18 protein-coding genes and 3 pseudogenes are annotated in these 22506 nt (G+C 51.9%); 14 read left to right on the forward strand and 7 right to left on the reverse strand.

From position 1 onward, the window contains the following. Nucleotides 1-309: 309 nt before the first annotated feature. The 3 genes and pseudogenes from JK621_RS08215 to JK621_RS25340 all read right to left on the reverse strand — a co-directional run. Nucleotides 310-2790, reverse strand: a complete 2481-nt coding sequence (locus tag JK621_RS08215; protein ID WP_212559377.1) for an SIR2 family protein — start codon at nucleotides 2788-2790, stop codon at nucleotides 310-312. Nucleotides 2791-3160: 370 nt separating this feature from the next. Continuing rightward, nucleotides 3161-3505, reverse strand: coding sequence for a hypothetical protein (locus JK621_RS08220; protein ID WP_128864238.1), 345 nt, complete (start codon nucleotides 3503-3505; stop codon nucleotides 3161-3163). A 655-nt stretch (nucleotides 3506-4160) separates the two neighbouring features. After that, nucleotides 4161-4814, reverse strand: a pseudogene (locus JK621_RS25340) (replication endonuclease); the annotation flags it as partial. 171 nt (nucleotides 4815-4985) lie between these two features. On the opposite strand from JK621_RS25340, the gene JK621_RS08230 reads away from it, so the two are divergent. From JK621_RS08230 to JK621_RS08240, 3 genes and pseudogenes are all read left to right on the forward strand, one after another. Beyond that, nucleotides 4986-5603, forward strand: coding sequence for a type VI secretion system-associated protein TagO (locus tag JK621_RS08230; protein ID WP_212559378.1), 618 nt, complete (start codon nucleotides 4986-4988; stop codon nucleotides 5601-5603). Between the two features lie 11 nt (nucleotides 5604-5614). Continuing rightward, nucleotides 5615-6637, forward strand: a pseudogene (locus JK621_RS08235) (phage integrase). A gap of 24 nt (nucleotides 6638-6661) precedes the next feature. Continuing rightward, nucleotides 6662-7741 carry a PIN domain-containing protein gene (locus JK621_RS08240; RefSeq protein ID WP_212559379.1) on the forward strand — a complete coding sequence of 360 codons (1080 nt, stop codon included), beginning with the start codon at nucleotides 6662-6664 and terminating at the stop codon, nucleotides 7739-7741. 225 nt (nucleotides 7742-7966) lie between these two features. Here JK621_RS08240 and mntR read toward each other — a convergent pair whose 3' ends face one another. Next, nucleotides 7967-8437 carry a manganese-binding transcriptional regulator MntR gene (gene mntR, locus JK621_RS08245; RefSeq protein WP_212559380.1) on the reverse strand — a complete coding sequence of 157 codons (471 nt, stop codon included), beginning with the start codon at nucleotides 8435-8437 and terminating at the stop codon, nucleotides 7967-7969. Nucleotides 8438-8666: 229 nt separating this feature from the next. Between mntR and JK621_RS08250 the strand changes: the two genes are divergently transcribed. Beyond that, nucleotides 8667-9971, forward strand: a complete 1305-nt coding sequence (locus JK621_RS08250) for an Nramp family divalent metal transporter (RefSeq protein WP_212559381.1) — start codon at nucleotides 8667-8669, stop codon at nucleotides 9969-9971. A 55-nt stretch (nucleotides 9972-10026) separates the two neighbouring features. Here the strand turns inward: JK621_RS08250 and JK621_RS08255 are convergent, their stop codons facing one another. Beyond that, on the reverse strand, nucleotides 10027-10302 hold the full coding sequence (locus tag JK621_RS08255) for a hypothetical protein (RefSeq protein WP_212559382.1): 276 nt from the start codon (nucleotides 10300-10302) through the stop codon (nucleotides 10027-10029). Nucleotides 10303-10651: 349 nt separating this feature from the next. Here JK621_RS08255 and JK621_RS08260 point away from each other — a divergent pair. After that, nucleotides 10652-10789 (forward strand): annotated as a pseudogene (locus JK621_RS08260) (winged helix-turn-helix transcriptional regulator); the annotation flags it as partial. Here JK621_RS08260 and JK621_RS08265 read toward each other — a convergent pair. Beyond that, entirely contained in the window at nucleotides 10786-11691 is a 906-nt protein-coding gene (locus JK621_RS08265) for a transporter substrate-binding domain-containing protein (protein WP_212559383.1), read from the reverse strand. The pseudogene JK621_RS08260 and the gene JK621_RS08265 overlap by 4 nt on opposite strands. A 254-nt stretch (nucleotides 11692-11945) precedes the next feature. Here JK621_RS08265 and hinT point away from each other — a divergent pair, with 254 nt between their 5' ends. The 9 genes from hinT to JK621_RS08310 all read left to right on the forward strand — a co-directional run bounded on the left by hinT (nucleotide 11946) and on the right by JK621_RS08310 (nucleotide 19275). Beyond that, nucleotides 11946-12296, forward strand: coding sequence for a purine nucleoside phosphoramidase (gene hinT, locus JK621_RS08270; RefSeq protein ID WP_004943071.1), 351 nt, complete (start codon nucleotides 11946-11948; stop codon nucleotides 12294-12296). Nucleotides 12297-12308: 12 nt separating this feature from the next. Next, a complete protein-coding gene (locus JK621_RS08275) occupies nucleotides 12309-12698 on the forward strand; it encodes a YcfL family protein (RefSeq protein WP_212559384.1) in 390 nt (129 codons plus the stop codon). A 29-nt stretch (nucleotides 12699-12727) separates the two neighbouring features. Further along, entirely contained in the window at nucleotides 12728-13321 is a 594-nt protein-coding gene (lpoB, locus tag JK621_RS08280) for a penicillin-binding protein activator LpoB (protein ID WP_212559385.1), read from the forward strand. Beyond that, nucleotides 13302-14177 (forward strand): thiamine kinase, encoded by an 876-nt coding sequence (gene thiK, locus JK621_RS08285; protein WP_212560159.1) that lies wholly within the window; start codon nucleotides 13302-13304, stop codon nucleotides 14175-14177. The genes lpoB and thiK overlap by 20 nt, the downstream gene beginning before the upstream one ends. Nucleotides 14178-14327: 150 nt before the next feature. Beyond that, a complete protein-coding gene (gene nagZ, locus JK621_RS08290) occupies nucleotides 14328-15347 on the forward strand; it encodes a beta-N-acetylhexosaminidase (RefSeq protein ID WP_212559386.1) in 1020 nt (339 codons plus the stop codon). 75 nt (nucleotides 15348-15422) lie between these two features. Then, a complete protein-coding gene (ycfP, locus tag JK621_RS08295; RefSeq protein ID WP_212559387.1) occupies nucleotides 15423-15965 on the forward strand; it encodes an alpha/beta hydrolase YcfP in 543 nt (180 codons plus the stop codon). Nucleotides 15966-16297: 332 nt separating this feature from the next. Next, a complete protein-coding gene (locus JK621_RS08300; protein WP_212559388.1) occupies nucleotides 16298-17602 on the forward strand; it encodes an NAD(P)/FAD-dependent oxidoreductase in 1305 nt (434 codons plus the stop codon). A gap of 361 nt (nucleotides 17603-17963) precedes the next feature. Further along, a complete protein-coding gene (locus JK621_RS08305) occupies nucleotides 17964-18500 on the forward strand; it encodes a glycine zipper 2TM domain-containing protein (protein WP_006322457.1) in 537 nt (178 codons plus the stop codon). 289 nt (nucleotides 18501-18789) lie between these two features. Next, nucleotides 18790-19275 carry an RrF2 family transcriptional regulator gene (locus tag JK621_RS08310; protein WP_062870499.1) on the forward strand — a complete coding sequence of 162 codons (486 nt, stop codon included), beginning with the start codon at nucleotides 18790-18792 and terminating at the stop codon, nucleotides 19273-19275. A 79-nt stretch (nucleotides 19276-19354) separates the two neighbouring features. Here JK621_RS08310 and sdeB read toward each other — a convergent pair whose 3' ends face one another. Further along, nucleotides 19355-22498, reverse strand: a complete 3144-nt coding sequence (gene sdeB / locus JK621_RS08315) for a multidrug efflux RND transporter permease subunit SdeB (RefSeq protein WP_212559389.1) — start codon at nucleotides 22496-22498, stop codon at nucleotides 19355-19357. Between the last annotated feature and the right edge of the window lie 8 nt (nucleotides 22499-22506).

Here is a 22506-nt window from a genome sequence, read left to right on the forward strand (position 1 = left end):
TTTTCCTACTGCATAAAAAGTGAGTTCTCAAGTATGCAGCGCGGGGGCGGGGGGGGACGGCACGGAACAGGGGAACAATAAGGATCATTTTCTGGCTGCATTTGAGCATCGTTGCGAAGATATTTGACTCGTGGTATGGGTGTTGATGTAAAGAAAACGCTCATTACTGTGTGGCGTAGAGGGGCTTTGGAGGGCGGGGTAATGTGCTGGGTTTTATGCCGTTCTTCGGCGTTTCTCTGACTTCTATTTAGGAGTAATGATAACTCTCGATAAAGACGGCTGCTTAGAAACAGCCGTCTTTATATTAATTTACGAGCGAAGGCTTTTTATTTTTTCGACTATATCCTCCAATACTCTTTTGCTCTTATTAATGAATGTAACACGCTTAATTAAAGTTAGGTCATCAACAAATAAAACTGCAGACTCTACTTGTTGAAGTAATGCTTTGCAGGCGTGCTCAAAATTTACTTTATTACCTTTGTTGAATATTTTATATTTCGCTTCAAAAATTTCTTTATAAGGCAATATTTGCCTATGTTTATATCCATCATCAGGTAAACCGATGAGAATATTATGTGCTTCTTGGAAGTAAGAGAAGCTTTTTATTGCATCATTTTCTTTTAGACATCTCATTATTAATAATCTTGCTTGTTGTGTGTCAATGTTTTCAGTATGATAGTCTGTTCTAGAACGAGCTAGAGAGTATGCATCATTTAAATAAGTCTGTGCCGAGTCAAGATCCCCCATGGATAGTCTACACATAGCATATTGAACCCAGTAATGAGGGGAGTCTTTAAGCCAAGGGCATGCTCGTTTTAATTCCATATAATAGCTATCTAAGGCTCTCTGCTTTTGTGGCATTAAAATTTCAAGAACATGAAAACGCAAAAGAGATTTAAATACACTATTTGAATCATGAGATACATTTCTCATACGATTAAAATTCTCCACGATAGAAAGCAATTTATGTTTAATGTAACTTTCGTGGAAACAATTGTTAATGATAGCCAAAGACATTAAGCTTGATTTTGTTTCAATAGCATTTCCATTTTCTACAAGTCTATAAAGGGATTTGAATGCATCATTATTTCTTAACTCCATTTTATAAATACTCTGGTTTCCGGATATTTCAGATATCATTGAGGATGTTTTGTTTACATCAATGACATCACATAACGCAATTCCAAAAATTGTATCCTTATACTCCTGACTAATAAACAACTCGTCAGTAAGTGCTTTTATTTTATTTTTTATTGATGGACTATTAAGTAATCCAAGTAAAACCCCAGACATTTGTCCATTATAATCCTCCTTGATTTTTCTGAGTTTCACATCTTTGGGTAAAGTAGTTAAATCCTCCCATAATCCCTGATTTTCCAATAAGTCTATGAAGTTGAAGATTTCACTATCTGTTAATTGATCAAGACTGATTTCTGAAAAATTCAACCCAAGAGAATTAATAAACTGTGCAGATCGAGCTGCAACGGCACTCCTATCTACAATGACAACTCGTAAGTCTTTCGGGTATTTTATACTAATATGCTTAAGAAGTCTTTCTGCTCGATTATAACCTTCGATAACTATTATTGGCTGTTCTTTTCTTGATGCAATTATATCTATTTCTGATAACTCATCATCATACTCACTCTTGCCAGAATAAATGTATACTTTATGCCCTCGTTGGGTTAGCTCATAAGTTAACTGATGAAGGAATATTGTTTTTCCGTTTCCTAACTCACCATGTATTAATATGTTGCCGCCACCATCAATCAACCTTATTGAATCTGTCATTAAATCCCTGTGGATTAGGAAATAATCTTTGTAGTCATTGCTAATTGAAGTGTCTATCTGATGATCACTAAATTTACCAAATAATAGAAAATCTTTTATCTCAGTATCAGTTACTGAATTATCAGTGTGTCTTATTTCTCTTAAACTGAAGCATTCAAGATCTGGTACATTATTTTTTTCTTCATCTAGATTTATAGACTTAGTTATCTCTGCAAATCCAGACAAGCCTATGGGTAGGACATGACCGAATTCTGTTAGGAAGAATGTTGATTGAAAATCCGCATCTTCGCTTACTATAAAATATGTCTTATCGATTAGGTTATCCGTTTGATAGAGCAACCGCTGTACATCCATGTCATACATTGAATATCCGACAAATACAATGGCACTGGCTGTTTCTAAATCCCTTTTGAATACATAGTTCCATTGGGAGTTAACAAAGGACTGGGCTGTTAAATATGAAGAATTCGTTAGCTTTATTTTAGAATCTAGATCGTCAGGAATCGCTTTTTCTATGACACCATTTAAATGTATGCACAGATTTTCTTGAGACATATAGTTACTGGGTTTTGCATCGATATCCAAAGCATCAACCCTTTTCCCAGAGTTAAGACACGCGAGTTCTATCGAGTTATCATAATTGGTTGTGTAAAATCGTCTCCACGGGAGTGAGCAAACGAGTTTATGTTCTTCAGTTACCGATTTTAAAACAAATGAATCTTTTAGTAATTTTAATAATTCATTTTTATCTTTATATTTTAGAAAAAACCTAGATGTAAACATTAGATCGTCAATATCTTCGCCTATTCCCCCAAGAATCCCTATCTTCTTTGATAACTCTTTAGCCAAAGGAGGTTCTTCGTTAAGGATGTTGACTGTTTTTTTCGAAAACCCAGCACCGGTAAAAATAATTGCTTTGCCAGTGCTGATTCTCCTCAGAATATCCTCTTTATCTACCGGGGGTAATCTCAGTTTGTGGAAGTCTATTTCAATTTTCATAAATCCAATCCTTTTTTTGTTTTTATGCTAATTAATTTTTCTAGAAATCACAGTTCTTTATTAAATAGTATTAAAGAATATCTTTTTGTTATAAACATACAATGCTGATGATATAACTGGATTAAGCTTTCTTACAAGTCCGCTACTTGAGTGTATTGTAGCAATAGGTCTATCGTTTGTCCGCTCAAGTATACACTCATGCTTGTGACCTGCTCCACATGGATTAATGCACGCCAATGTTTATAACCTCTGTCTCTGGCTCAAAGCTGTTTGTCAGCTTAGGTATGGCCATGGGAGCAAAAGTGTCAGCTGAAATCTGAGCTAATACATGCTATTCCTGCGCTGTTGCTATGGGCGTATAGCGAAGATTCTATAGCGTGGTCAGCATCAGCGTTTTGTATCCTGTCGTCTGCCAGCATTGAGTGTCACCTTGAATGCAACACCCGGCGGGATCACCTGGCAATGTATCCCCGCACTTCCCACAACTGCTTTTCCGCAGTTCAGCCATCTGCTTATGCAGCAATTTATTGTCTTGACGGATAAGGCCAATCAGGTATTCCGTCAGCTCATAAGGCTCCCTGGCTATCCGGCGCTGCTGGCAACCTTCCAAAATCATCATCATTTCCTGGCTGTCTACCCGCAGGGTGATCGTAGTGATGCCGTTCGCCTTGTCGCGCTGTCGCTGGGCGCGTTTACGTTCTGTCGATGTGGTCATGTTATTCCTCCGGTTGACGCTTTGTGGCTTCTTTTCTCAGGTGGTCGCCAACAAGGCGTGTTTGCTCTGGTATCTGCCGATGCCATAGCGCAGTGAGTCGCGTCAGCGCGGTGGTGGTTGCCGGCATGGTTTGTCGATACAGACAACCGTCGGCCCGCGCCCGGTAGTGCTGACCGTCGATAGTGACTGTTGCACCCCTGGCCACCGATTTCAGAATACAGGCATCCAGACTGAAACCGATTGACTCGGCGAAGCTGCCGATCTGGCGTTCCAGCTTGCTGAGTGGCCGTTTGATTGTGTTAATGCCAACGCTCGTCGTAGATGGCCGATGATTTTCAGCCTCCTGCCCATCATCCAAGCTGAAATAAGCAAGCGCACGCTGCTCTTGTTCGTGGCGCACTTGCTCCCGCCACCGCTTAATGCTGGCCGTATCTGGTAGTACCGATCTTATTGGTGGCAGATCTAGCCCCTCGCCAGGTAATGCGAAGCCCTCGGCGACGACCATAAATGGATTTTTCAGAGGTTCTGGCGGTGCGTTGCGTATCCGCCGGAGCAACAATCGCCGTTCCTTGTCGGTTATTCGCTCAAAATCGAGGTTTTTAGACGATGACGGTGGTTCCTGCACCTGTTTGGTTCTTAACCTTTTTGGCTGCACCGTACAGTTATTGACAGAACTTCGAGAGGGCGCAGGCGCGCCCTTAAGGTCACCGGCCAGGTCAACGGCACGGGCCGGAACGAACTTCCATTCCTTCGTGCGGGTGATAATTGGGGTATCCATCCTGACCGGTGGTGAAAACACACCCCGTATCCGGATCACGTCTTCGCCATAGTCGTTAGTGGCTTCTGCCGGCTCGTAGTAGGAGCGAACGATCAGGTCGTCACGCCGGACAAAGGGGCCGCCCTGGGCGTTGACGTATTCAGCCCAGTGGCCATAATCGGCGGCATCATGTACGGCGGCAAACTCGACACTGAGGCCTAGTGCGGTTTCATGGTCAGCCATGCGACGCAATTCGCGGTAAACCATCACCGGTGCGCCACCAATAAACTGAAACTGGCGGATGCGCCAGCGGGCGGCCCAGGCGGATACCGCCGGGGCAACCTCTTTCAGCTCTTTGCCGCTGTCGTCGTCCAGTTCACCATCAAGTGCGTAACCGTCGATGTTCTTTGAGATGTATTTGGCGATGTACCCGGTGGCGCTGCCTTTTTCCGGATCTATGGCTTCGGCGTGGAAACGGGCTTTTCTTGAGCGTTCGCTGTAAAGCTCGTCAGTGTCTTCCGCACAGGCATAAGCGCGCAGGATATCGCGCACCCCTGATGGGCTAGGAAGCACATCCAGTCCCCAAAAAGGCCAGAAGGCTGGCTAATCACCTAGAAAGTTATGTATTCTTGGGGGTAGGAGGTATTTGTGTGGAAAAAACCTCTTGGCTAGATACGCAATAATTAACTTAAATGGTAATAGTTAAGTTGGGTGATAATTAAAATGAAGAAAATAATATCTCTGGTTTTATTTGGTTCTTTTGTTGGCTTTTTACATGCGGAAACAAGTATATCGGAGCAACTGGCACAGTGTCAGAAGGTTGCTGGTGACACTGAACGTCTTGGGTGTTTTGATAAACTAGGAAAAAACAAGGTTGAGGGTAAAATTGAAAATACAGAACCTCAGTCTGCGGGGAAATGGATAACAAGGAGTGAAAAATCCCCAATCGATGATTCAAGCAATGAGTTCGTTTATTTATCAGCCGAAAGTCAGATTCGTGGGCAATTTCGTGAGTCAATAACTCCCTCTTTGTATATCACATGCAGAGAGAAGAAAACTGAGCTTTTTATCGATTGGGACACTTTCCTTGGGATTGATAGCACACGTGTCCTTACTCGTATTGATACCCAAAAAGCAGTCAATCGCTCTTGGCAGATCTCAACTGATAATAAGGCTACTTTCTATAGTGGGCAGTCAATCTCGTTCATCAAAGAGCTGATGAAAAGCAAAAAAATGTTTGTGCAAATAACACCTTATGGGGAAAGCCCTGTACAGACTACTTTTGATTTATCTGGTCTATCGACAGCTATTAAACCGTTACGTGAGGCCTGTAAGTGGTAAGGGCGTAACGAATGGGCATTAAGTCCTTTGGTGTTGATGGTTATATGGTGGATGTGCGCCCTCAAGGACGTACATGAAAGCGCGTCCGCAAAAAATTTAAGACCGAGTCGGAGGCACAGCAGTTTGAACGCTGGGTGATTGCGACACAGAACAATAAAGAGTGGCTCGATAAGCCTGCTGATCATAGGCCATTAACAGACCTGATCGACCTGTGGTGGAACCATCACGGACAGCACCTGAAAGACGGAGTGAAGAGGGTGCAGAAATTGCGTGTCATGGCGGAGAAAATGGGGCATCCCAAAGCCAGCCAGATCACCCGCACTTTCTTCGCCGACTACCGGGCGCTGCGATTTGCTGAAGGCAAGAAGGCCAAGACAGTCAACCTTGACCAGGAAATGCTGGGTGGTGTGTTCTCCGTTCTCATCGAGCTGGGGCATTACCACGGTGAGCATCGGCTCAAGGCCATGAAGAAAATGAAGCTGCCGGCGCAGGAAATGGGCTTTCTTACCCAGGCTGAGATTGCCGCGCTGCAGGAACGACTCGATGGCGCTCACCGGAAAGCTGTCCGTCTTTGCCTGGCGACGGGTGCCCGTTGGGGTGAAGTGGCGAAGCTGCGAAAGGAAGAGGTGATCGGTAACAAGGTCACTTACCTGAACACCAAGAACAACAAGAACAACAAGAACAACAAGAACAACAAGAACCGGACGGTGCCGATCTCGCCCGAACTCTGCAAAGAGATCGCCAGCGATGTTAGGTCGGGGCCGCTGTTCAAGGATCTGAATTATCCCTATGTCCGGCTATGCGTGAAGGAAGTTGCTCCCGGCCAGCCAGCGGGACAAGCAGTGCATGTGCTGCGGCATACGTTCGCCAGTCATTTCATGATGAATGGCGGCAATATTTTGGCGCTGCAGCGAATTCTAGGACATTCAAGTATTTTACAAACGATGGTTTATGCGCATTTTGCGCCGGATTATCTGGAAGATGCGGTTAGATTTAATCCACTCAGTGAGTTAAAATCTCGTAAAATAACATAAATTAATCCTGCCAAAGGTGAATATATGAAACAAGATTTAGTTGGTCGTCTAGCGTTTATAGATACATCTGCATTTAAAGCAAAAAACTATCAGTTCCATAATCACTCATTGAAAAAATTAAAAGACTACAGTGATGATGAAAAAATTAGAATTTTGACGACTTCAATTACTATTGCAGAGGTTCGATCACACTTCCCAGGATTAGCAAATGATGCCATTAGAACGATTGAAGAAACCAGAAAGAAGGCTAAAATTCTTAGAAATTTACCTGAAAATTCTATAAGTGGTGTTTTTGATAAAGGTTTAACTGACGAGATCATAATTTCCACATTGAACCAAGGTTTCGAAAATTTTTTAAATGGTGACAATATCGAAATAGTTCCGATTAGCTCCGTTGATAATGAATCTGTTTTTAAGGACTATTTTGAAGGTAATGCTCCATTTAGCACAAAGAAAAAGGATGAGTTTCCAGATGCATTTGTTTTACATGCCATAAAAAATCTATCCAAAGAAAGGACTTATCCGGTATATATAGTTAGTACCGATGGTGATATGAAAAATTTCTGTGATGGTGATCGTCTAATCCATTTAGATAGTGTTGATGCTCTTATCGACCTGATCGTTAGAAATGATGATGAGGTGAAAGAGCCGGTTAAATTAGCTGATGACTTGTTTGATAAATTTAAGGAAGAGATTGTAAAGCGGGTCTCGGATAAATTATTAGAAGCATCCTATACAGTTGATGATGAAGATGCTTATGATGTAAAACTCAATAATGTAATGATTGAAGGTAAAAATATTATTGAGTTAGATGACGAGTCAGTTGTTTTTGAGGTCGAATTGATGGCTGATATAGAGGCGGCAACAAGTGAACCTGACTATGAAAGATCAGCTTTTGATCCAGAAGATCAACGCTATGTATTTACTTTTTACAATGTAACGCGCAGAAAGTTCCCCCTTAAGACGTCAATCACAGTGACCATTTGGTTTCCTGAAAATGTTAAAGCAGCAGCAGAATTAGGTGATATTGAAATGGAAAGTAACTTTGATTTAGAAAGTATTACCTCCCAGCTTCTTTCTTTTGAAGAGAAATGGTTTGACTAGCACCTTATCATCGTATAGTTAATACTGAAATTCTAGGGGGCATCATTTTATGATGCCCAGCAATTTGGTTATCAAAGCATGATCCACAAATTGACCCAAATGCCCACGCTATCCCCATTTTAAGCACGCAGTTACAGGCATCTAAATTACTGATGTTCCTGTAACTGATTGTTTTTATTGATGCTTAAATGGAGGCGAAAGCCTCCCTTTTTTATTGGCGAGGATTTATTTCTTGGCGTGGTTTTGCAGAAAACGTTCAAACACCGCCAGGGTATCGCCAGAAATGTGATGCTCAATCCCTTCGCTGTCCAGCTCCGCCGTCTCGGTCGGCACCCCGAGGCACACCAGCAGGTCGACCACGATACGGTGGCGGCGGCGCACTTGCTGCGCCAGTTGTTCACCTTCTTCAGTTAAAAACACCCCGCGATAGGGGCGTGACTCTACCAATCCGGCGCTCTTCAGCCGTGCAATATTCTTGATCGCAGTAGGGTGGGAAACGCCAAAGCGACGGGCGATGTCGGTAGTTCTGGCTTCGCGGGTCGTCATCAGCAGATCGGCAATCAGTTCGACGTAATCTTCGATCAACGCATTCGACTGCGCTTCTCGGGCGCGGGTAAAGCGCAGGGCGTGCTCAGCCTCATCCGGCATTTCAGCCAAGGTGGGGCGTTCGGCGTTATCTGACGCGCTTGTTACCATATTCTGAGACGTCCTTTATAGGTTAAACCAGTGAGTTCCAGACTAATGGAATCCTGCCCTACGTTAGTCTAATAGCGACGCATTATCAATTCAGCCGCCGTATTCAATGACAATACGAAATATTTGTACACAAAGGCAGAGTATTTTCCATCTTGCATAAAGTGTAGCCGATGCTACATTGTTCTGAATGTTGGGTGAAAAATAACCAGAATAATATTGAGGGTAAAACATGCGTGAGGCGGCAACCACCACATCGTTAACCGAACGAACCAATGCGGCGATTGGTAACGCTTTAGCCGGGCGCAAGCGCGGCGCGTTTACGCCGTTGCTGTTCGTCGGGCCGGCGGTGATTGCCTCCATTGCCTACATGGATCCCGGCAATTTCGCCACCAATATTCAGGCCGGTTCAAAATACGGTTACAGCCTGTTGTGGGTGGTGGTGATGGCCAATCTGATTGCCATGTTGTTCCAGGCGCTGTCGGCCAAGCTGGGTATCGTCACCAACCGTAACCTGGCGGAAATGTGCCGCGATCAATTCTCGCGTCCGGTGGTGATTGGCATGTGGCTGCTCAGCGAGGTGGCGGCAATGGCCACCGATCTGGCGGAGTTCCTGGGTGGGGCTATCGCGCTCGCCTTGCTGTTCCACATGCCGCTGCTGGCGGGGATGGGCGTGACGGCGGTAATCACCTATGCGTTATTGATGGTAGAAAAGAAAGGTTTTCGCCCGGTCGAACTGATGATTGGCGGGCTGGTGGCGATCATTGCCCTGTGCTATCTCGCCGAGATGTTTATCGTACCGGTCGACTGGCTGGCGGCGGGTTCCGGCATGATAACGCCTCAGTTGCCGGATGCGCAGGCGCTGACCATTGCGGTCGGCATTATCGGTGCCACCGTAATGCCGCACGCCATTTTCCTGCACTCGGGCCTGACCCAGCACCGTACGCCGGCCAGCAACAGCGGCGAACGGCGAAAACTGCTGCGTTTTTCCAATATCGAAGTGGTGATCGCGCTGGCGATTGCCGGGCTGGTGAATATCGCCATGGTGATCATGGCTTCCAGCGCCTTCCATGCCGGTAACAGCGACGTGGCGGAGATTGGCACGGCGTACCATACGCTGACCCCGCTGTTTGGCGCCGCCGCCGCAGGGATCTTCCTGATGTCACTGATAGCATCCGGTATTTCAAGCTCGGTGGTGGGTACCATGGCGGGCCAGATGATTATGCAGGGATTTGTCGGCTTCCGCATCCCGGTGTGGGTGCGCCGTCTGGTGACCATGATCCCGGCGTTTATCGTGGTGGCGCTAGGCGTGAATGCGACGGATGCGCTGGTCTACAGCCAGGTGGTGCTTAGCCTGGCGCTGCCGGCGCCGATGATTGCTCTGGTCATGTTTACCCGCCGTCGCGACATCATGGGCGAGTTTGTGAACGGCCGCCTTACCAGCCTGGTATCGATCATAGGTACGGTAATTATCATCCTGCTCAACATGGTGCTGCTGCTGCAGACATTCGGCGTCGCCATCCCCGGCCTGGGTTGATTGATAAGCCGTGAGTTTGTTACGGTCACGGCTTGTCTCCTTTCTATTACTCGCGTTACGGCGTCGTTTTCTGTACCGGGTTTTGGCCACCGGTCAGGGCCTTCTCATCGTTGGAAATGCTGCCGGTATTCGTCGCCCATACGCCTTCTTGTGTTTTGGTCACCTGCTGGTGGCCGGCATTCAGGTTCTGGCCGACGGCGGCGATATGGTTGGATTCGACGTCGCCGGTATTTTTTGCCCAAGGGATGATTTGATCGCCGGCTTGGGCGATGCCGCTAAACGCCATTGGTATCACCAGCAGCGCGGCATGAATGAAGGTTCTGATTTTCATGATCTCAATGTCCGTTGATGCATAGGGTACGGTAAATCCGTGCCATAGCGATTCAGGGAAAAGCAATTGAGGGTGGGGGGATAACCTAGGGTCAGTCTGATTGCGGCTGGCGGTCTGGGATCCGACGACGCCCTGTCTATTCAGTGTAGGACGGGTTGTCAGTGACCATCAGGAGGTTGATGTAAATGAAGCTCATCATTTACATCAGTGTATGTAAAAATGTTATCAGAGAAATAATTTCCACGATTACTATATAGGATGGGCATTTTCAGGATACCTGAGCCGATAGCCATCCTTCACTTCCCCGGTCGGTATTACTCAATAATAGTCGCCGGCGTTTTGACGACAGCGGCGCTTTCGGCAGTTTGAGCAGCGCGGCCTGGTGACGCGGCAGGTATTTCCGGACCCTCCGCGCGTTGAATACCGGATTACGGCGTTGGACTCACTGGCCGAGTGGATGCGTGCGCATGCACCGCACGCTGGCTAATCGCCAATCCCCGGCGGGTTGATGGTGGAACGCTCGACCTTTTCATCATGTTCACCCCAGCGGTCCAGCACCTGCGCGTATTCGCCGCTGACGATCACGCCATTAATGGCAGCGTTGATGGCGGTGACCAGGCCATTGTCTTTTTTGGTGGTTACCGCGACATAGGCGACGTTGGGACCGATGCCGACCATTTTGGTTCTGCCGGTTAGCGCCGCTTTATAGGCGCCGGTAGAGTGGGGGCCAAAGAAAGCGTCGGCGCGCCCGGACTGAATGCTCAGGTTGGCGGCGGCGTCATCGGTAACATAAATCGGTTGCACCGGCGCCAGGCCGTTGGCGCGGTTCTGTTTATCCCAACCGAGCAGGATGTTTTCCTGATTCGTGCCGGAGCCGACAATAATCCGCAGCCCGGCAACGTCCGCCGGCTGGTTGATTGAGGCGATCTTGCTGGTGGATTTCACATAGAAACCCAGCGTATCTACGCGGTATGTGGCGAAATCGAATTTGGTTTTCCGCAGCTTGGTGACCGCAATATTAAAAATGGCGGCATCGTACTTGCCGGAAGTAATGCCAAGCGGCCAGTCCTCCCAGGAGGTAGGCACAAGATTCAGTTCCAGCCCCAGGCTGTCCGCCACCAGCTGTGCGATATCCGGGTCGCTGCCGATCAAGGTTTTATTGTCTTCGGCAAACAGCGCCAGCGGCGGGGAGTTTTCAGACGCCACCGCTACGGTTAACTTGCCCGGTACGGCAAAATGGTAATTTGCCGGGATCAAGGCGACGGCAGCCGGGTTTTTGAGCGTGCGTATATGTTGCTGATTGGCCTGCAGATCGATAATGTTTTTGCTTTCCGCCTGGGCGGCATCGCACAGCAGCAGCACGCCCAGCGCCAGGGTTTTGAGTGGCATGGTGTTTTCTATCCTTTGCTAATCATAGAGTTACTATTGGCGGCAGCCGCGGGCAAGTAAAGCAACAATAGTGAATAACCAAAGTGAAAAAAATCAGATGATTGCCGCAGCGATCTAATGGCAGAGGCATAGCGGGCCTGGCAGGTTGCCTGATTCTGCATCACTCGACGCGATAAGTGCGCAATCAGGTTGAAAGCAGTAGAATTTGTCACTCATACTGCGTACAGATTATTTTCCTCAACAAGGAATGCCAGATGGCCGAAGAAACGATTTTCAGTAAAATTATCCGCCGCGAAATCCCTGCTGATGTGGTCTACCAGGACGAACTGGTCACCGCGTTCCGTGATATTTCACCTCAGGCTCCGACCCATATTCTGATCATCCCCAATGTCTTGATCCCAACGGTAAACGACGTCACTGCAGAGCACGAAGCGGCGCTGGGCCGCATGATCACCGCCGCGGCGAAAATTGCCGAACAGGAAGGCATTGCCGAAGACGGCTATCGCCTGATTGTTAATTGCAATCGCCATGCCGGCCAGGAGGTCTATCATATTCATATGCACCTGGTCGGTGGCCGTTCGTTGGGGCCGCTGCTGTCACGCTAACCGAGGTCAATCATGCGCTATAGCAAAACCCTGCGTTGTCTGATGGCGCTGGCGTTACCCGCCGCAATACTGATGGGCTGCAGCAATCGGCCCGGCATTGCGGTTAACGAACGGCAGGCGGTGGTGATGGATTCGCCGGTGCTTACCGCAGGTATCGTGGCCGATAACCCGTCGATTACCGATGCCTCCGGGCGCGTGAGGGCCACTTCGGTGCTCAGCAACAACCAGCCGACACCGGTAACGGTGCATTACCGCTTCTACTGGTATGACAATCAGGGGCTGGATATTCGGCCCTTTGAAGAGCCGCGTACCGTTATCGTTGCGCCAAATTCAGACGCTGAAATTTACTCGATTAACGGCAACCTCGATGCCAAGCGCGTGCGTCTGTATCTATTCTTGTAAGCTTTTGCTTTAGTTGTTGGAGAGGGATAATGAAAAAGTATCTAGTGGTCGCACTGGCCGCATTGACGTTAAGCGGCTGTTTGTCACGTCCCCCAGAGCCTGAACAGCCACCGGCCACCGTGGAACCGGCCAAACCGCCGGTGGTGGTAGAGCCGCAGCCGCAACCCCAGCCGCCCGTTGGCGAGCAGGTGCCGCAACCGCCAAAAATTCAGCAACTTGACTGGCTGAGCAGCGTGCAACCGCTGGTGAACCAGATGCTGAAAGCCGATGGCGTCAACCCGGGCAGCGTGCTGCTGCTGGACAGCGTGAAGAACAACACCAACGGCTCATTGCAAACCGCTAAAGCCACCTCCGCGTTGCATAAGGCGCTGGCATCGAACCAAACCTTCTCCGTCGTGCCGGAGGCGCAACTGGCGACCGCCAAGCAGACGCTGGGTCTGTCGGCGGATGACAGCCTGGGGTCGCGCAGCAAGGCCATTGGCCTGGCGCGCATCGTCAGCGCACAGTATGTGCTGTACAGCGATGTTAGCGGCGACGTGAAGTCTCCAACGCTGGATATGCAGTTGATGCTGGTACAAACCGGTGAAATCGTCTGGTCAGGCAATGGCGCCGTTACCCGCTGAGGCCGCGCTGCGAAGGCTGATTGATAGCGAACTGCCGGCGGTGAAAACCGCCGGTTGTCGTTTCAGCCCGGTGCAGGGGTTGACCGGCGAAAGTTGGCGCATTGAGGGGGAAGGCGTGCAATTGTTGGCGCGCCGGCAAAGCGCAGAGAAAACGGCGCTCGGCGTGAACCGGCGGCGAGAGGCGAGCGTGTTGCGCCGTGCCGGCAGAGGCTTGGGGCCGCAGGTTTTAGCGCAGAATAATCAGTGGATTATCCTGGAATGGCTGGCTGGTGACGTTGTCACTGAGGCGCGTTTTACGCGTCTGAATCAGCACGGCGAGCTGGCACTATGGGTTGCCCGTTTACACCAGCGGCCGCTTAGCGGTTATCCGTTGAACCTGCATGGACAGTTTGCCCGTTACTGGCAGCAGTTGGATCGTCGGCGTTTGACGCCTGCCTGGCTGCGGTTGCATCAGCGCTTCTTGCAAACCCGCCAGCCGTCTCCGCTGAAAATCGCCCCGCTGCATATGGATATCCATCCGGGCAATTTGATTGCACAGGGCGAAGGAGTACGGCTGATTGACTGGGAGTACGCCGCCGACGGCGATATCGCGCTGGAGATTGCCGCGCTGTTTCGCGGCAACGCGTGGTCTGCGGCCAATCAGCAGCAGTTTTTGCAGCACTATTCCCAAGATGGCTACAACGACTTGCCGCTGCTGAGCACACAGGTGCAGCGCTGGTTGCCGTGGGTGGATTACCTGATGCTGTTATGGTTTGAAGTGCGCTGGCAACAAACCGGCGATAGCGAATTTTTACGCTGGAGCGCAGTGCAGCGCCGGCGTTTTTGTTTATCATCCCCATGTTCTATACCAAAATAATTGAAGTGGCATTAAGACGGCAAGCCTGTGTGCCCCCAGGAGCATGGATAACGATGTGACCGGGGCCGTGCAGGCGCAGCCAACAACGATGCAGCTTCAAGCATGACAGGCATAAATGAATAATGAAGTGAGGTGGCCGTGGGCCCAGTAATGTTAGATGTCGCCAGCTATGAGCTGGATGCCGAAGAACGTGAGATTTTAAAACACCCGCTGGTCGGCGGGCTTATCCTGTTCACCCGCAACTTCCACGATGCGCAGCAGCTGCGTGAACTGGTGCGCCAAATCCGCGAGGCTTCCCACGATCGGCTGGTGGTGGCGGTGGATCAGGAGGGCGGGCGCGTCCAGCGTTTCCGCGACGGGTTCACCCGCCTGCCGGCGGCGCAGTCGTTCGCCGCATTGAACGAAGCGCATGAGGCTGGACGTCTGGCGCAGGAGGCCGGTTGGTTGATGGCGGCGGAAATGATCGCGCAGGATATCGACATCAGCTTCGCGCCGGTGCTGGATATCGGCCACGTCAGCGCGGCGATTGGCGAACGCTCATTCCACAGCGAGCCGCAACAGGCGCTGGCGATGGCCGAGCGTTTTATCCTGGGCATGCACAGCGCCGGGATGAAAACCACCGGCAAGCATTTCCCCGGCCATGGCGCCGTCAGTGCGGATTCACATAAAGAAACCCCGCGCGATCCACGCCCGCTGGCGCAGATCCGCGAGCATGACATGGCGATCTTCCGCGAGTTGATTAACCGCCGGTTGCTGGACGCCGTTATGCCGGCGCACGTCATCTATACTGAAGCAGACCCGCGTCCGGCCAGCGGTTCGCCATACTGGCTGCAACAAATTCTGCGCCAGGAACTGGGTTTTGACGGTGTTATCTTCTCGGACGATCTGTCGATGGAAGGGGCCGCCATCATGGGCAGTTACGCCGAGCGCGGCCAGGCATCGCTGGATGCCGGCTGTGACATGATCCTGGTGTGCAATAACCGCCAGGGTGCGGTCAGCGTGCTGGATAACCTGTCCCCGGTCAAAGCAGACCGGGTGAAGCAGTTATATCATCGCGGTCAGTTCACCCGTCAGGAATTGCGTGATTCTGCGCGCTGGCAGCAGGCGCATAAAGAGCTGAGCGCGCTCAGCGAACGCTGGGAAGAACATAAACAGCGTAGCGCCGGGTGAACCCAGGGCGTCGTAATACGGCGTAGTAAATGATGAGGGCTGCGGCGCGGCCCTCAGCTTGTTGCGAGGATCCATATGATTATCTATTTGCATGGCTTCGATTCCACCAGTCCCGGCAATCATGAAAAGGTTTTACAACTGCAGTTCATTGATCCGGACGTGCGTTTTATCAGCTACAGCACCTTGCACCCACGCCATGATATGCAGCATCTGTTGAAAGAGGTGGACAAGGCGGTTCAGCAGGAAGGGGATCAGCATCCGCTGATCTGCGGGGTGGGATTGGGCGGTTTCTGGGCCGAACGCATCGGTTTCCTGTGCGGCATCCGGCAGGCGATCTTCAACCCTAACCTATATCCTGAAGAACATATGCACGGCAAAATCGACCGGCCGGAAGAGTACCGCGATATCGCCACCAAGTGTGTCGAGGATTTCCGCGAAAAGAACCGGGATCGCTGCCTGGTCGTGCTTTCCCGTCAGGATGAGGTGCTGGACAGCCAGCGCAGTGCGGAATTGCTGCACAAATACTACGAAATCGTCTGGGATGAGCAACAGACCCACAAGTTCAAAAATATCTCGCCGCACCTGCAACGCCTCAAGGCGTTCAAGAGCCTGCTTTAACAGTTTCATAACGCCTGACGACGCCGCAGTGATTGCTTTGTAACGGCAAAAATTGCGGCATTTTTCAGCAAAAACGCCCTGTTTTCCTTGGCCAGCGGCAAAATTTAAAACTGTGACACAGCGCTAACTATTTGAATCGCAATCCTCAAAAATCCCCCGCGTCCAGCCTTTAACCAAAAAAGTTTGATGCACATCAATTTTGGTATGACCAAATAACCTCACATGCTATTCTGACTTTAGATAGCAGGTTTATTTTAAGCGAACCCTATGTAATCTAAGGATATTATTTATTTACCCTTGGGTAACAATTGGTTCACATTTAGGGGGTTATTTTGACAACGCCAAAGAAAAAAATCGTTATTGTCGGCGGTGGCGCCGGCGGTCTGGAACTGGCTACCAGTCTGGGGCATAAGCTCGGCCGCAAGCACAAAGCCGAGATCACGCTGGTGGACCGTAACCACAGCCATTTGTGGAAACCTTTGCTGCATGAAGTAGCAACCGGTTCCCTTGATGACGGCGTGGACGCGCTGAGCTACCTGGCGCACGCGCGCAACCACAATTTCAGCTTCCAGCTGGGATCGCTGACCAACATTAACCGTGAAACCCAAACGCTGCAGTTGGCGCAAATCTGCGACGAACAGGGTGAAGAACTGGTGCCAGAGCGCGAGTTGCCTTACGACATTCTGGTTATGGCGCTGGGCAGCACCTCGAACGATTTCGGCACAGCAGGCGTAAAAGATCACTGCATCTTCCTGGATAACCCGCATCAGGCACGCCGTTTCCACAATGAAATGCTGAACCTGTTCCTGAAGTTCTCGGCGCAGCCGGGGGAGAAAGGGCAAGTGAACATCGCCATCGTCGGCGGCGGCGCCACCGGCGTGGAACTGTCCGCCGAGCTGCACAACGCGGTGAAACAGCTGCACAGCTATGGTTTCGAAGGCCTGGACAACAGCGCGTTGAACGTGACTCTGGTAGAAGCGGGCGAGCGCATTCTGCCGGCGTTGCCGCCGCGCATTTCCGCCGCTGCGCATCAGGAACTGAACAAACTGGGCGTGCGCGTACTGACCAACACCATGGTCACCAGCGCGGATGCCAACGGCCTGAATACCAAGGGCGGCGAATTTATCGATGCCGATCTGATGGTATGGGCAGCCGGCATCAAGGCGCCGGACTTTATGAAGGACATCGCCGGGCTGGAAACCAACCGGATTAACCAACTGGTGGTGGAGCCGACGCTGCAGACCACGCGCGATCCGAACATTTTCGCCATTGGCGACTGCGCTTCCTGCCCGAAAGAAGGCGGCGGTTTCGTGCCGCCCCGCGCCCAATCGGCGCACCAGATGGCGTCACGCTGCTTCACCAACATTCTGGCGCTGATGAACGGCCAGACGCTGAAACCTTACGTGTATAAAGACCACGGTTCTCTGGTCTCGTTGTCACGCTTCAGCACCGTCGGCAGCCTGATGGGCAACCTGATGCGCGGTTCGATGATGGTAGAAGGGCGCATCGCGCGCTTCGTCTATATCTCGTTGTACCGCATGCATCAGGTCGCCCTGCATGGTTACATCAAAACCGGCCTGATGATGCTGGTTGGCGGTATCAACCGGGTGATCCGCCCGCGTCTGAAAATGCACTAAAAGCAGCAGTTAACGACTCACCCACGCCGGTTCGCCCGCGTGGGTTTTTTTATGCCTACGCCAGGCTGCATCGGCCGTTGCGGGATTAGTAACCAGCATAAAATTTCGGTGGCATGGGTAAAATTCTTAAGATTCCTCCTAAACATCGGGGAGATGTGTGATTTCCAGCATCTTTGGTCACATTGTCTTATTGCGAGGATCCGGAACATTGTGCAGACTTTATCTCGTTTACAGACGGCGCGTCGCGCACGCCGTAAACCGGGATACCACGTGCCGCCCATGCGCAAAATAATAAGCGCGGCGCAATTGTAGGTAGCGTTCCCGGTACAAATGCGTGGTAACACTTTCAGGAGGATTTCCTGTGAACAAGTCAATGTTAGCCGGTGTTGGGATTGGTATTGCAGCTGCTCTGGGTATTGCCGCGGTTGCAAGCATGGATGTGTTTTCTTCCGGTCCGCAATTTGCGCAGGTGCTCGCCGCAACGCCGATCAAAGAAACCATCAAAACCCCGCGTCAGGAATGCCGCAATGTGACCGTCACTCACCGTGCGCCGGTGCAGGATGAAAATCGCATTGCCGGTTCCGTGTTGGGTGCGGTAGCCGGTGGCGTGATTGGTCATCAGTTTGGCGGCGGTCGCGGTCGTGACGTTGCGACAGTGGTTGGCGCGCTGGGTGGCGGTTATGCCGGTAATCAGGTGCAGGGGGCGATGCAAAGCAACGACACGACTACCAGCACGCAACAGCGTTGCAAAACGGTCTACGACAAATCACAGAAAATGCTGGGTTACGATGTGACCTACAAGATTGGCAATCAGCAGGGCAAGATCCGTATGGATCACGATCCCGGTACCCAGATCCCGCTGGATAAAAGCGGCCAACTGGTGCTGAACAAAGCCTGATCACAGTTTAAGAATTAAACCCGCGGACAGTGTTAGTTCTGATCGTTTAACGCAGTTAAGCGAGCGGCATTAATATTGACGCGGGTTTCTGTTTTATTACGCCGCCGCGTCACCTCGAGCCGGCGCCAACGGCATTTTTTACGCTAATGTATCCGTGCGATTTCCCAGGGCATAACTTCAATAATGCGGCAATATTTGTTATATTATTGTGCAATTGAGCGGGTGTTATGGCGCGATGCCGCACCGGCCAAGCCTGAGATTTTGGTCTCCTGGAGACAGAGATAAAGACATGCTAGATTTCCGCTTTCCGACAGCATTGCAAATGGTACTTAGCGTAGCCTTGGCTGAAAAGCAGGGCCTGCGTTCGACCAGCGCGATCCTTGCCGCTGGTCTGGAAGCCAACCCCAGTTTTATCCGCAAGCTGATGGTGCCCTTGACCAAAAATGGCATTATCGTCTCCACGCTGGGCCGTAATGGCTCGATTCACCTTGGCCGCCCTGTGGAAGAGATCACCCTGCGCGAGATCTATTTGTCCGTCATTGACGATAAACGCATCTGGGCTGCGCGGCCGGAAGGGCCTGCCCGCTGCCTGGTCAGCGCCAATGCCTGCTGGTATTTCAAGTCGGTGGTGAATGAGGCGGAAGAGGCATCGCTGGCGGTGCTGGAGCGCCATACGGTTGCGGATGCGTTGGCCGAGCTGGAGCGTGGCGATAAACGCAGTTGCGCGGAATACGTGGCGGAAACGGCGAAACTTGCGGAGGCTGCGGATAAATAATCTGCGGTGTTGATGCAAAGAAAAAGGTCGGGCTGAGCCCGACCTTTTTTTATGCCTGCCGCGGCCGGCAGGCGAACTTTTATGCCGTTTGCTGCTGTGCTTTACGTGTCACCATACGGCGCAGGGTGACGTAGAACACCGGCGTCAGGAATAACCCGAACAACGTCACGCCAAGCATGCCGGCAAACACCGTGATACCGGTCACTCCGCGCACTTCGGCACCGGCGCCGTGGCCCAGAATCAACGGGATAGTACCGGCAATAAAGGCGATGGAGGTCATGACGATCGGTCGTAACCGCAGGCGACAAGCTTCCAGCGCCGCTTCCATAATGCCTTTGCCCTGCAACTCAAGCTCACGGGCGAACTCGACGATCAAAATGGCGTTCTTGCAGGCCAGCCCCATCAACACCACCAGCCCCACCTGCACGAACACATTGTTGTCACCGCCGGTCAGCCAGACGCCGAACAGCGCCGACAGCATGGTCATTGGCACAATCAGGATCACCGCCAGCGGCAGCGTCCAGCTTTCGTACAGCGCGGCCAGCGCCAGGAACGCCAGCAGCACCGCCACCGGGAACACGATAATCGCCGCATTGCCCTGGGTCGACTGTTGGTAGCTCAGATCGGTCCACTGAATGTTCATGCCGTTCGGCAACAGCTTGGTGGCCATCGTCGTCAGTTCGCTCATTGCCTGCGTAGACGACAGGATGCGCGGATCGGCATCGCCAATCAGGTCCGCCGCCGGGAAGCCGTTATAACGGATCACCGGGTCCGGCCCGTAGGTGGTGCTGATGTTGACCATGCTGCCAATCGGCACCATTTCGCCCTTGTCGTTACGGGTGCGCAGGTTGGCGATATCCTCCACGCTGTCGCGGAATTGGCCGTCGGCTTGCGCGATGACTTGCCAGGTGCGGCCATAACGGTTGAAGTCATTGATATAAGACGACCCCAGATAAGTCTGTAGCGTGCTGAACAGCGCGTTGAGCGGCACGCCCTGCGCCTTGGCTTTGTCGCGATCGATTTTCGCTTCCAGTTGCGGCACGTTGGCCTGATAAGACGAGATCGGGAAACTCATGCCCGGCGTTTGCATGATGCTGCCCGACAGGGTGTTGATCGCGGTTTGCAGCGCGCCATATCCGAGACCGGCGCGATCCTGGATATACAGCGAATAACCGGACCCCTGCCCGATACCGAGAATGGGCGGCGGCATGATCGAGAAGGCGAACCCTTCCTGAATCTGCGAGATGCGCGCATTGATCTCGGCGTTGATCTGCGCCGCGCTACGGGTGCGGGTGCTTAAAGATTCAAGCGCGAAGAACACGGTGCCGGTATTGGGCGTATTGGTAAACTGCAATGCATTCAGCCCCGGGAAGGCTACCGCGTCCGTCACCCCGTCGACGCTCAGGCCGATGGCGCTCATTTTGCGGATCACCGCGTCGGTACGTTCCAGCGACGCGCCCTCCGGCATTTTCACCCCGCCAATCAGGTAAAGCTTATCCTGCGTCGGGATAAATCCGCCGGGCACGGTTTTAAACATCACGCCCGCAGCGCACAACAACAGCACGTACACCACGAACACCGCGCCGCGTTTGCCGAGCGCGCGGGAAACCCCACGCTGATAGCGCTGCGAGCTGTTGGCAAAGAAGCGGTTGAACGGGCGGAACAGCCAACCGAACAGCCGGTCGATCAGGCGCGATGGCATATCCTTCGGCGCGTCGTGCGGTTTCAGCAGCAATGCCGCCAATGCCGGCGACAGGGTCAGCGAGTTGATGGCCGAAATCACGGTCGAAATGGCGATGGTGACGGCGAACTGCTTATAAAATTGGCCGGTGACGCCGGACAAAAATGCCATCGGCACGAACACCGCACACAGCACCACCGCGATGGCGATGATCGGCCCGGACACTTCGCGCATTGCCTGGTGCGCCGCCGCCAGCGGCGATAACCCTTCCTCGATATTACGTTCGACGTTTTCCACCACCACGATGGCGTCATCGACCACGATACCGATCGCCAGCACCAGCCCGAACAGGCTGAGCGTATTGAGCGAGAAGCCCAGCAGGTATAGCGCGGCGAAGGTACCGACGATGGAAATAGGCACTGCCAGCAGCGGGATGATCGAGGCGCGCCAGGTTTGCAGGAACAGGATCACCACCAGCACCACCAGCAGCACCGCTTCGAGCAGGGTATCTACCACCGCGCGGATCGAATCGCGTACGAACACCGTTGGGTCGTAGGGTGATTTCCAGCTCATACCATCCGGGAAGCGGGTCGACAGCTCGGCCATTTTGGCCCGCACCGCATCCGACAGCTCGATGGCGTTAGCGCCCGGAGCCTGGAAGATACCGATCCCGACGGCATCCTTATTATTGAGCTGGGCGCGCAGCGCATAGCTGCCGGACCCCATTTCAATACGCGCCACGTCGCGCAGGCGCACTATCTCGCCGTTGTCGCCGCTCTTGAGGATAATATTGCCGAACTCTTCCTCGGTTTGCAGGCGGCCCTGGGCGTTGATGGAAAGCAGATAATCGCTGCGGGTCGGCATCGGCTCCGCGCCCAGTTGGCCGGCGGAAACCTGCACGTTCTGCTCCTGCATGGCGGTGACCACGTCAGAGGCGGTCAGCCCGCGAGAGGCGACCTTATTGGGATCCAGCCAGACGCGCATGGCGTATTCGCCGGCGCCGAAAATCTGCACCTGGCCGACGCCCGGCAGACGGGCCAACTCATCTTTGACCTTCAGGGTGGCGTAGTTACGCAGATACAGTGAGTCGTATTTGCCGGAAGGGGAAACCAGATGCACCACCAGCGTCAGGGCCGGGGATTGCTTCTGCGTGGTTACCCCTTGGCGGCGCACGTCTTCGGGCAGGCGAGCCTCGGCCTGCGCTACGCGGTTTTGCACCTGTACCTGTGCCTGATCGGGATCGGTACCCGGGCGGAAGGTGACGGTGGTCACCAGCACGCCGTCAGAACCGGCCACCGATTTCATGTACATCATGTGTTCGACGCCGTTGATTGCCTCTTCCAGCGGCGTAGCCACCGTTTCGGCAATCTCTTTCGGGTTGGCGCCTGGGTATTGGGCGCGCACTTGCACGCTCGGAGGCACGACGTCCGGGTATTCGCTGATCGGCAACAGCGGGATCGCAATAACGCCACTGACGAAAATCAGGATCGACAGCACCGCGGCAAAGATCGGTCGGTCGATGAAAAAACGGGAAAAATCCATGGGTCAGG

Source organism: Serratia plymuthica (assembly GCF_018336935.1).
Taxonomy (GTDB): domain Bacteria; phylum Pseudomonadota; class Gammaproteobacteria; order Enterobacterales; family Enterobacteriaceae; genus Serratia; species Serratia plymuthica_B.

Bases quoted from the DNA above. Each gene is read 5' to 3' on its own strand.
- JK621_RS08275 (WP_212559384.1), top strand. From the start codon at position 12,309: ATGCGCTATAGCAAAACCCTGCGTTGTCTGATGGCGCTGGCGTTACCC.
- JK621_RS08215 (WP_212559377.1), bottom strand. From the start codon at position 2,790: ATGAAAATTGAAATAGACTTCCACAAACTGAGATTACCCCCGGTAGAT.
- sdeB (WP_212559389.1), bottom strand. From the start codon at position 22,498: ATGGATTTTTCCCGTTTTTTCATCGACCGACCGATCTTTGCCGCGGTG.
- nagZ (WP_212559386.1), top strand. From the start codon at position 14,328: ATGTTAGATGTCGCCAGCTATGAGCTGGATGCCGAAGAACGTGAGATT.
- ycfP (WP_212559387.1), top strand. From the start codon at position 15,423: ATGATTATCTATTTGCATGGCTTCGATTCCACCAGTCCCGGCAATCAT.
- thiK (WP_212560159.1), top strand. From the start codon at position 13,302: ATGGCGCCGTTACCCGCTGAGGCCGCGCTGCGAAGGCTGATTGATAGC.
- hinT (WP_004943071.1), top strand. From the start codon at position 11,946: ATGGCCGAAGAAACGATTTTCAGTAAAATTATCCGCCGCGAAATCCCT.
- mntR (WP_212559380.1), bottom strand. From the start codon at position 8,437: ATGGTAACAAGCGCGTCAGATAACGCCGAACGCCCCACCTTGGCTGAA.
- JK621_RS08310 (WP_062870499.1), top strand. From the start codon at position 18,790: ATGCTAGATTTCCGCTTTCCGACAGCATTGCAAATGGTACTTAGCGTA.
- JK621_RS08265 (WP_212559383.1), bottom strand. From the start codon at position 11,691: ATGCCACTCAAAACCCTGGCGCTGGGCGTGCTGCTGCTGTGCGATGCC.
- JK621_RS08240 (WP_212559379.1), top strand. From the start codon at position 6,662: ATGAAACAAGATTTAGTTGGTCGTCTAGCGTTTATAGATACATCTGCA.
- JK621_RS08220 (WP_128864238.1), bottom strand. From the start codon at position 3,505: ATGACCACATCGACAGAACGTAAACGCGCCCAGCGACAGCGCGACAAG.
- lpoB (WP_212559385.1), top strand. From the start codon at position 12,728: ATGAAAAAGTATCTAGTGGTCGCACTGGCCGCATTGACGTTAAGCGGC.
- JK621_RS08255 (WP_212559382.1), bottom strand. From the start codon at position 10,302: ATGAAAATCAGAACCTTCATTCATGCCGCGCTGCTGGTGATACCAATG.
- JK621_RS08250 (WP_212559381.1), top strand. From the start codon at position 8,667: ATGCGTGAGGCGGCAACCACCACATCGTTAACCGAACGAACCAATGCG.
- JK621_RS08230 (WP_212559378.1), top strand. From the start codon at position 4,986: ATGAAGAAAATAATATCTCTGGTTTTATTTGGTTCTTTTGTTGGCTTT.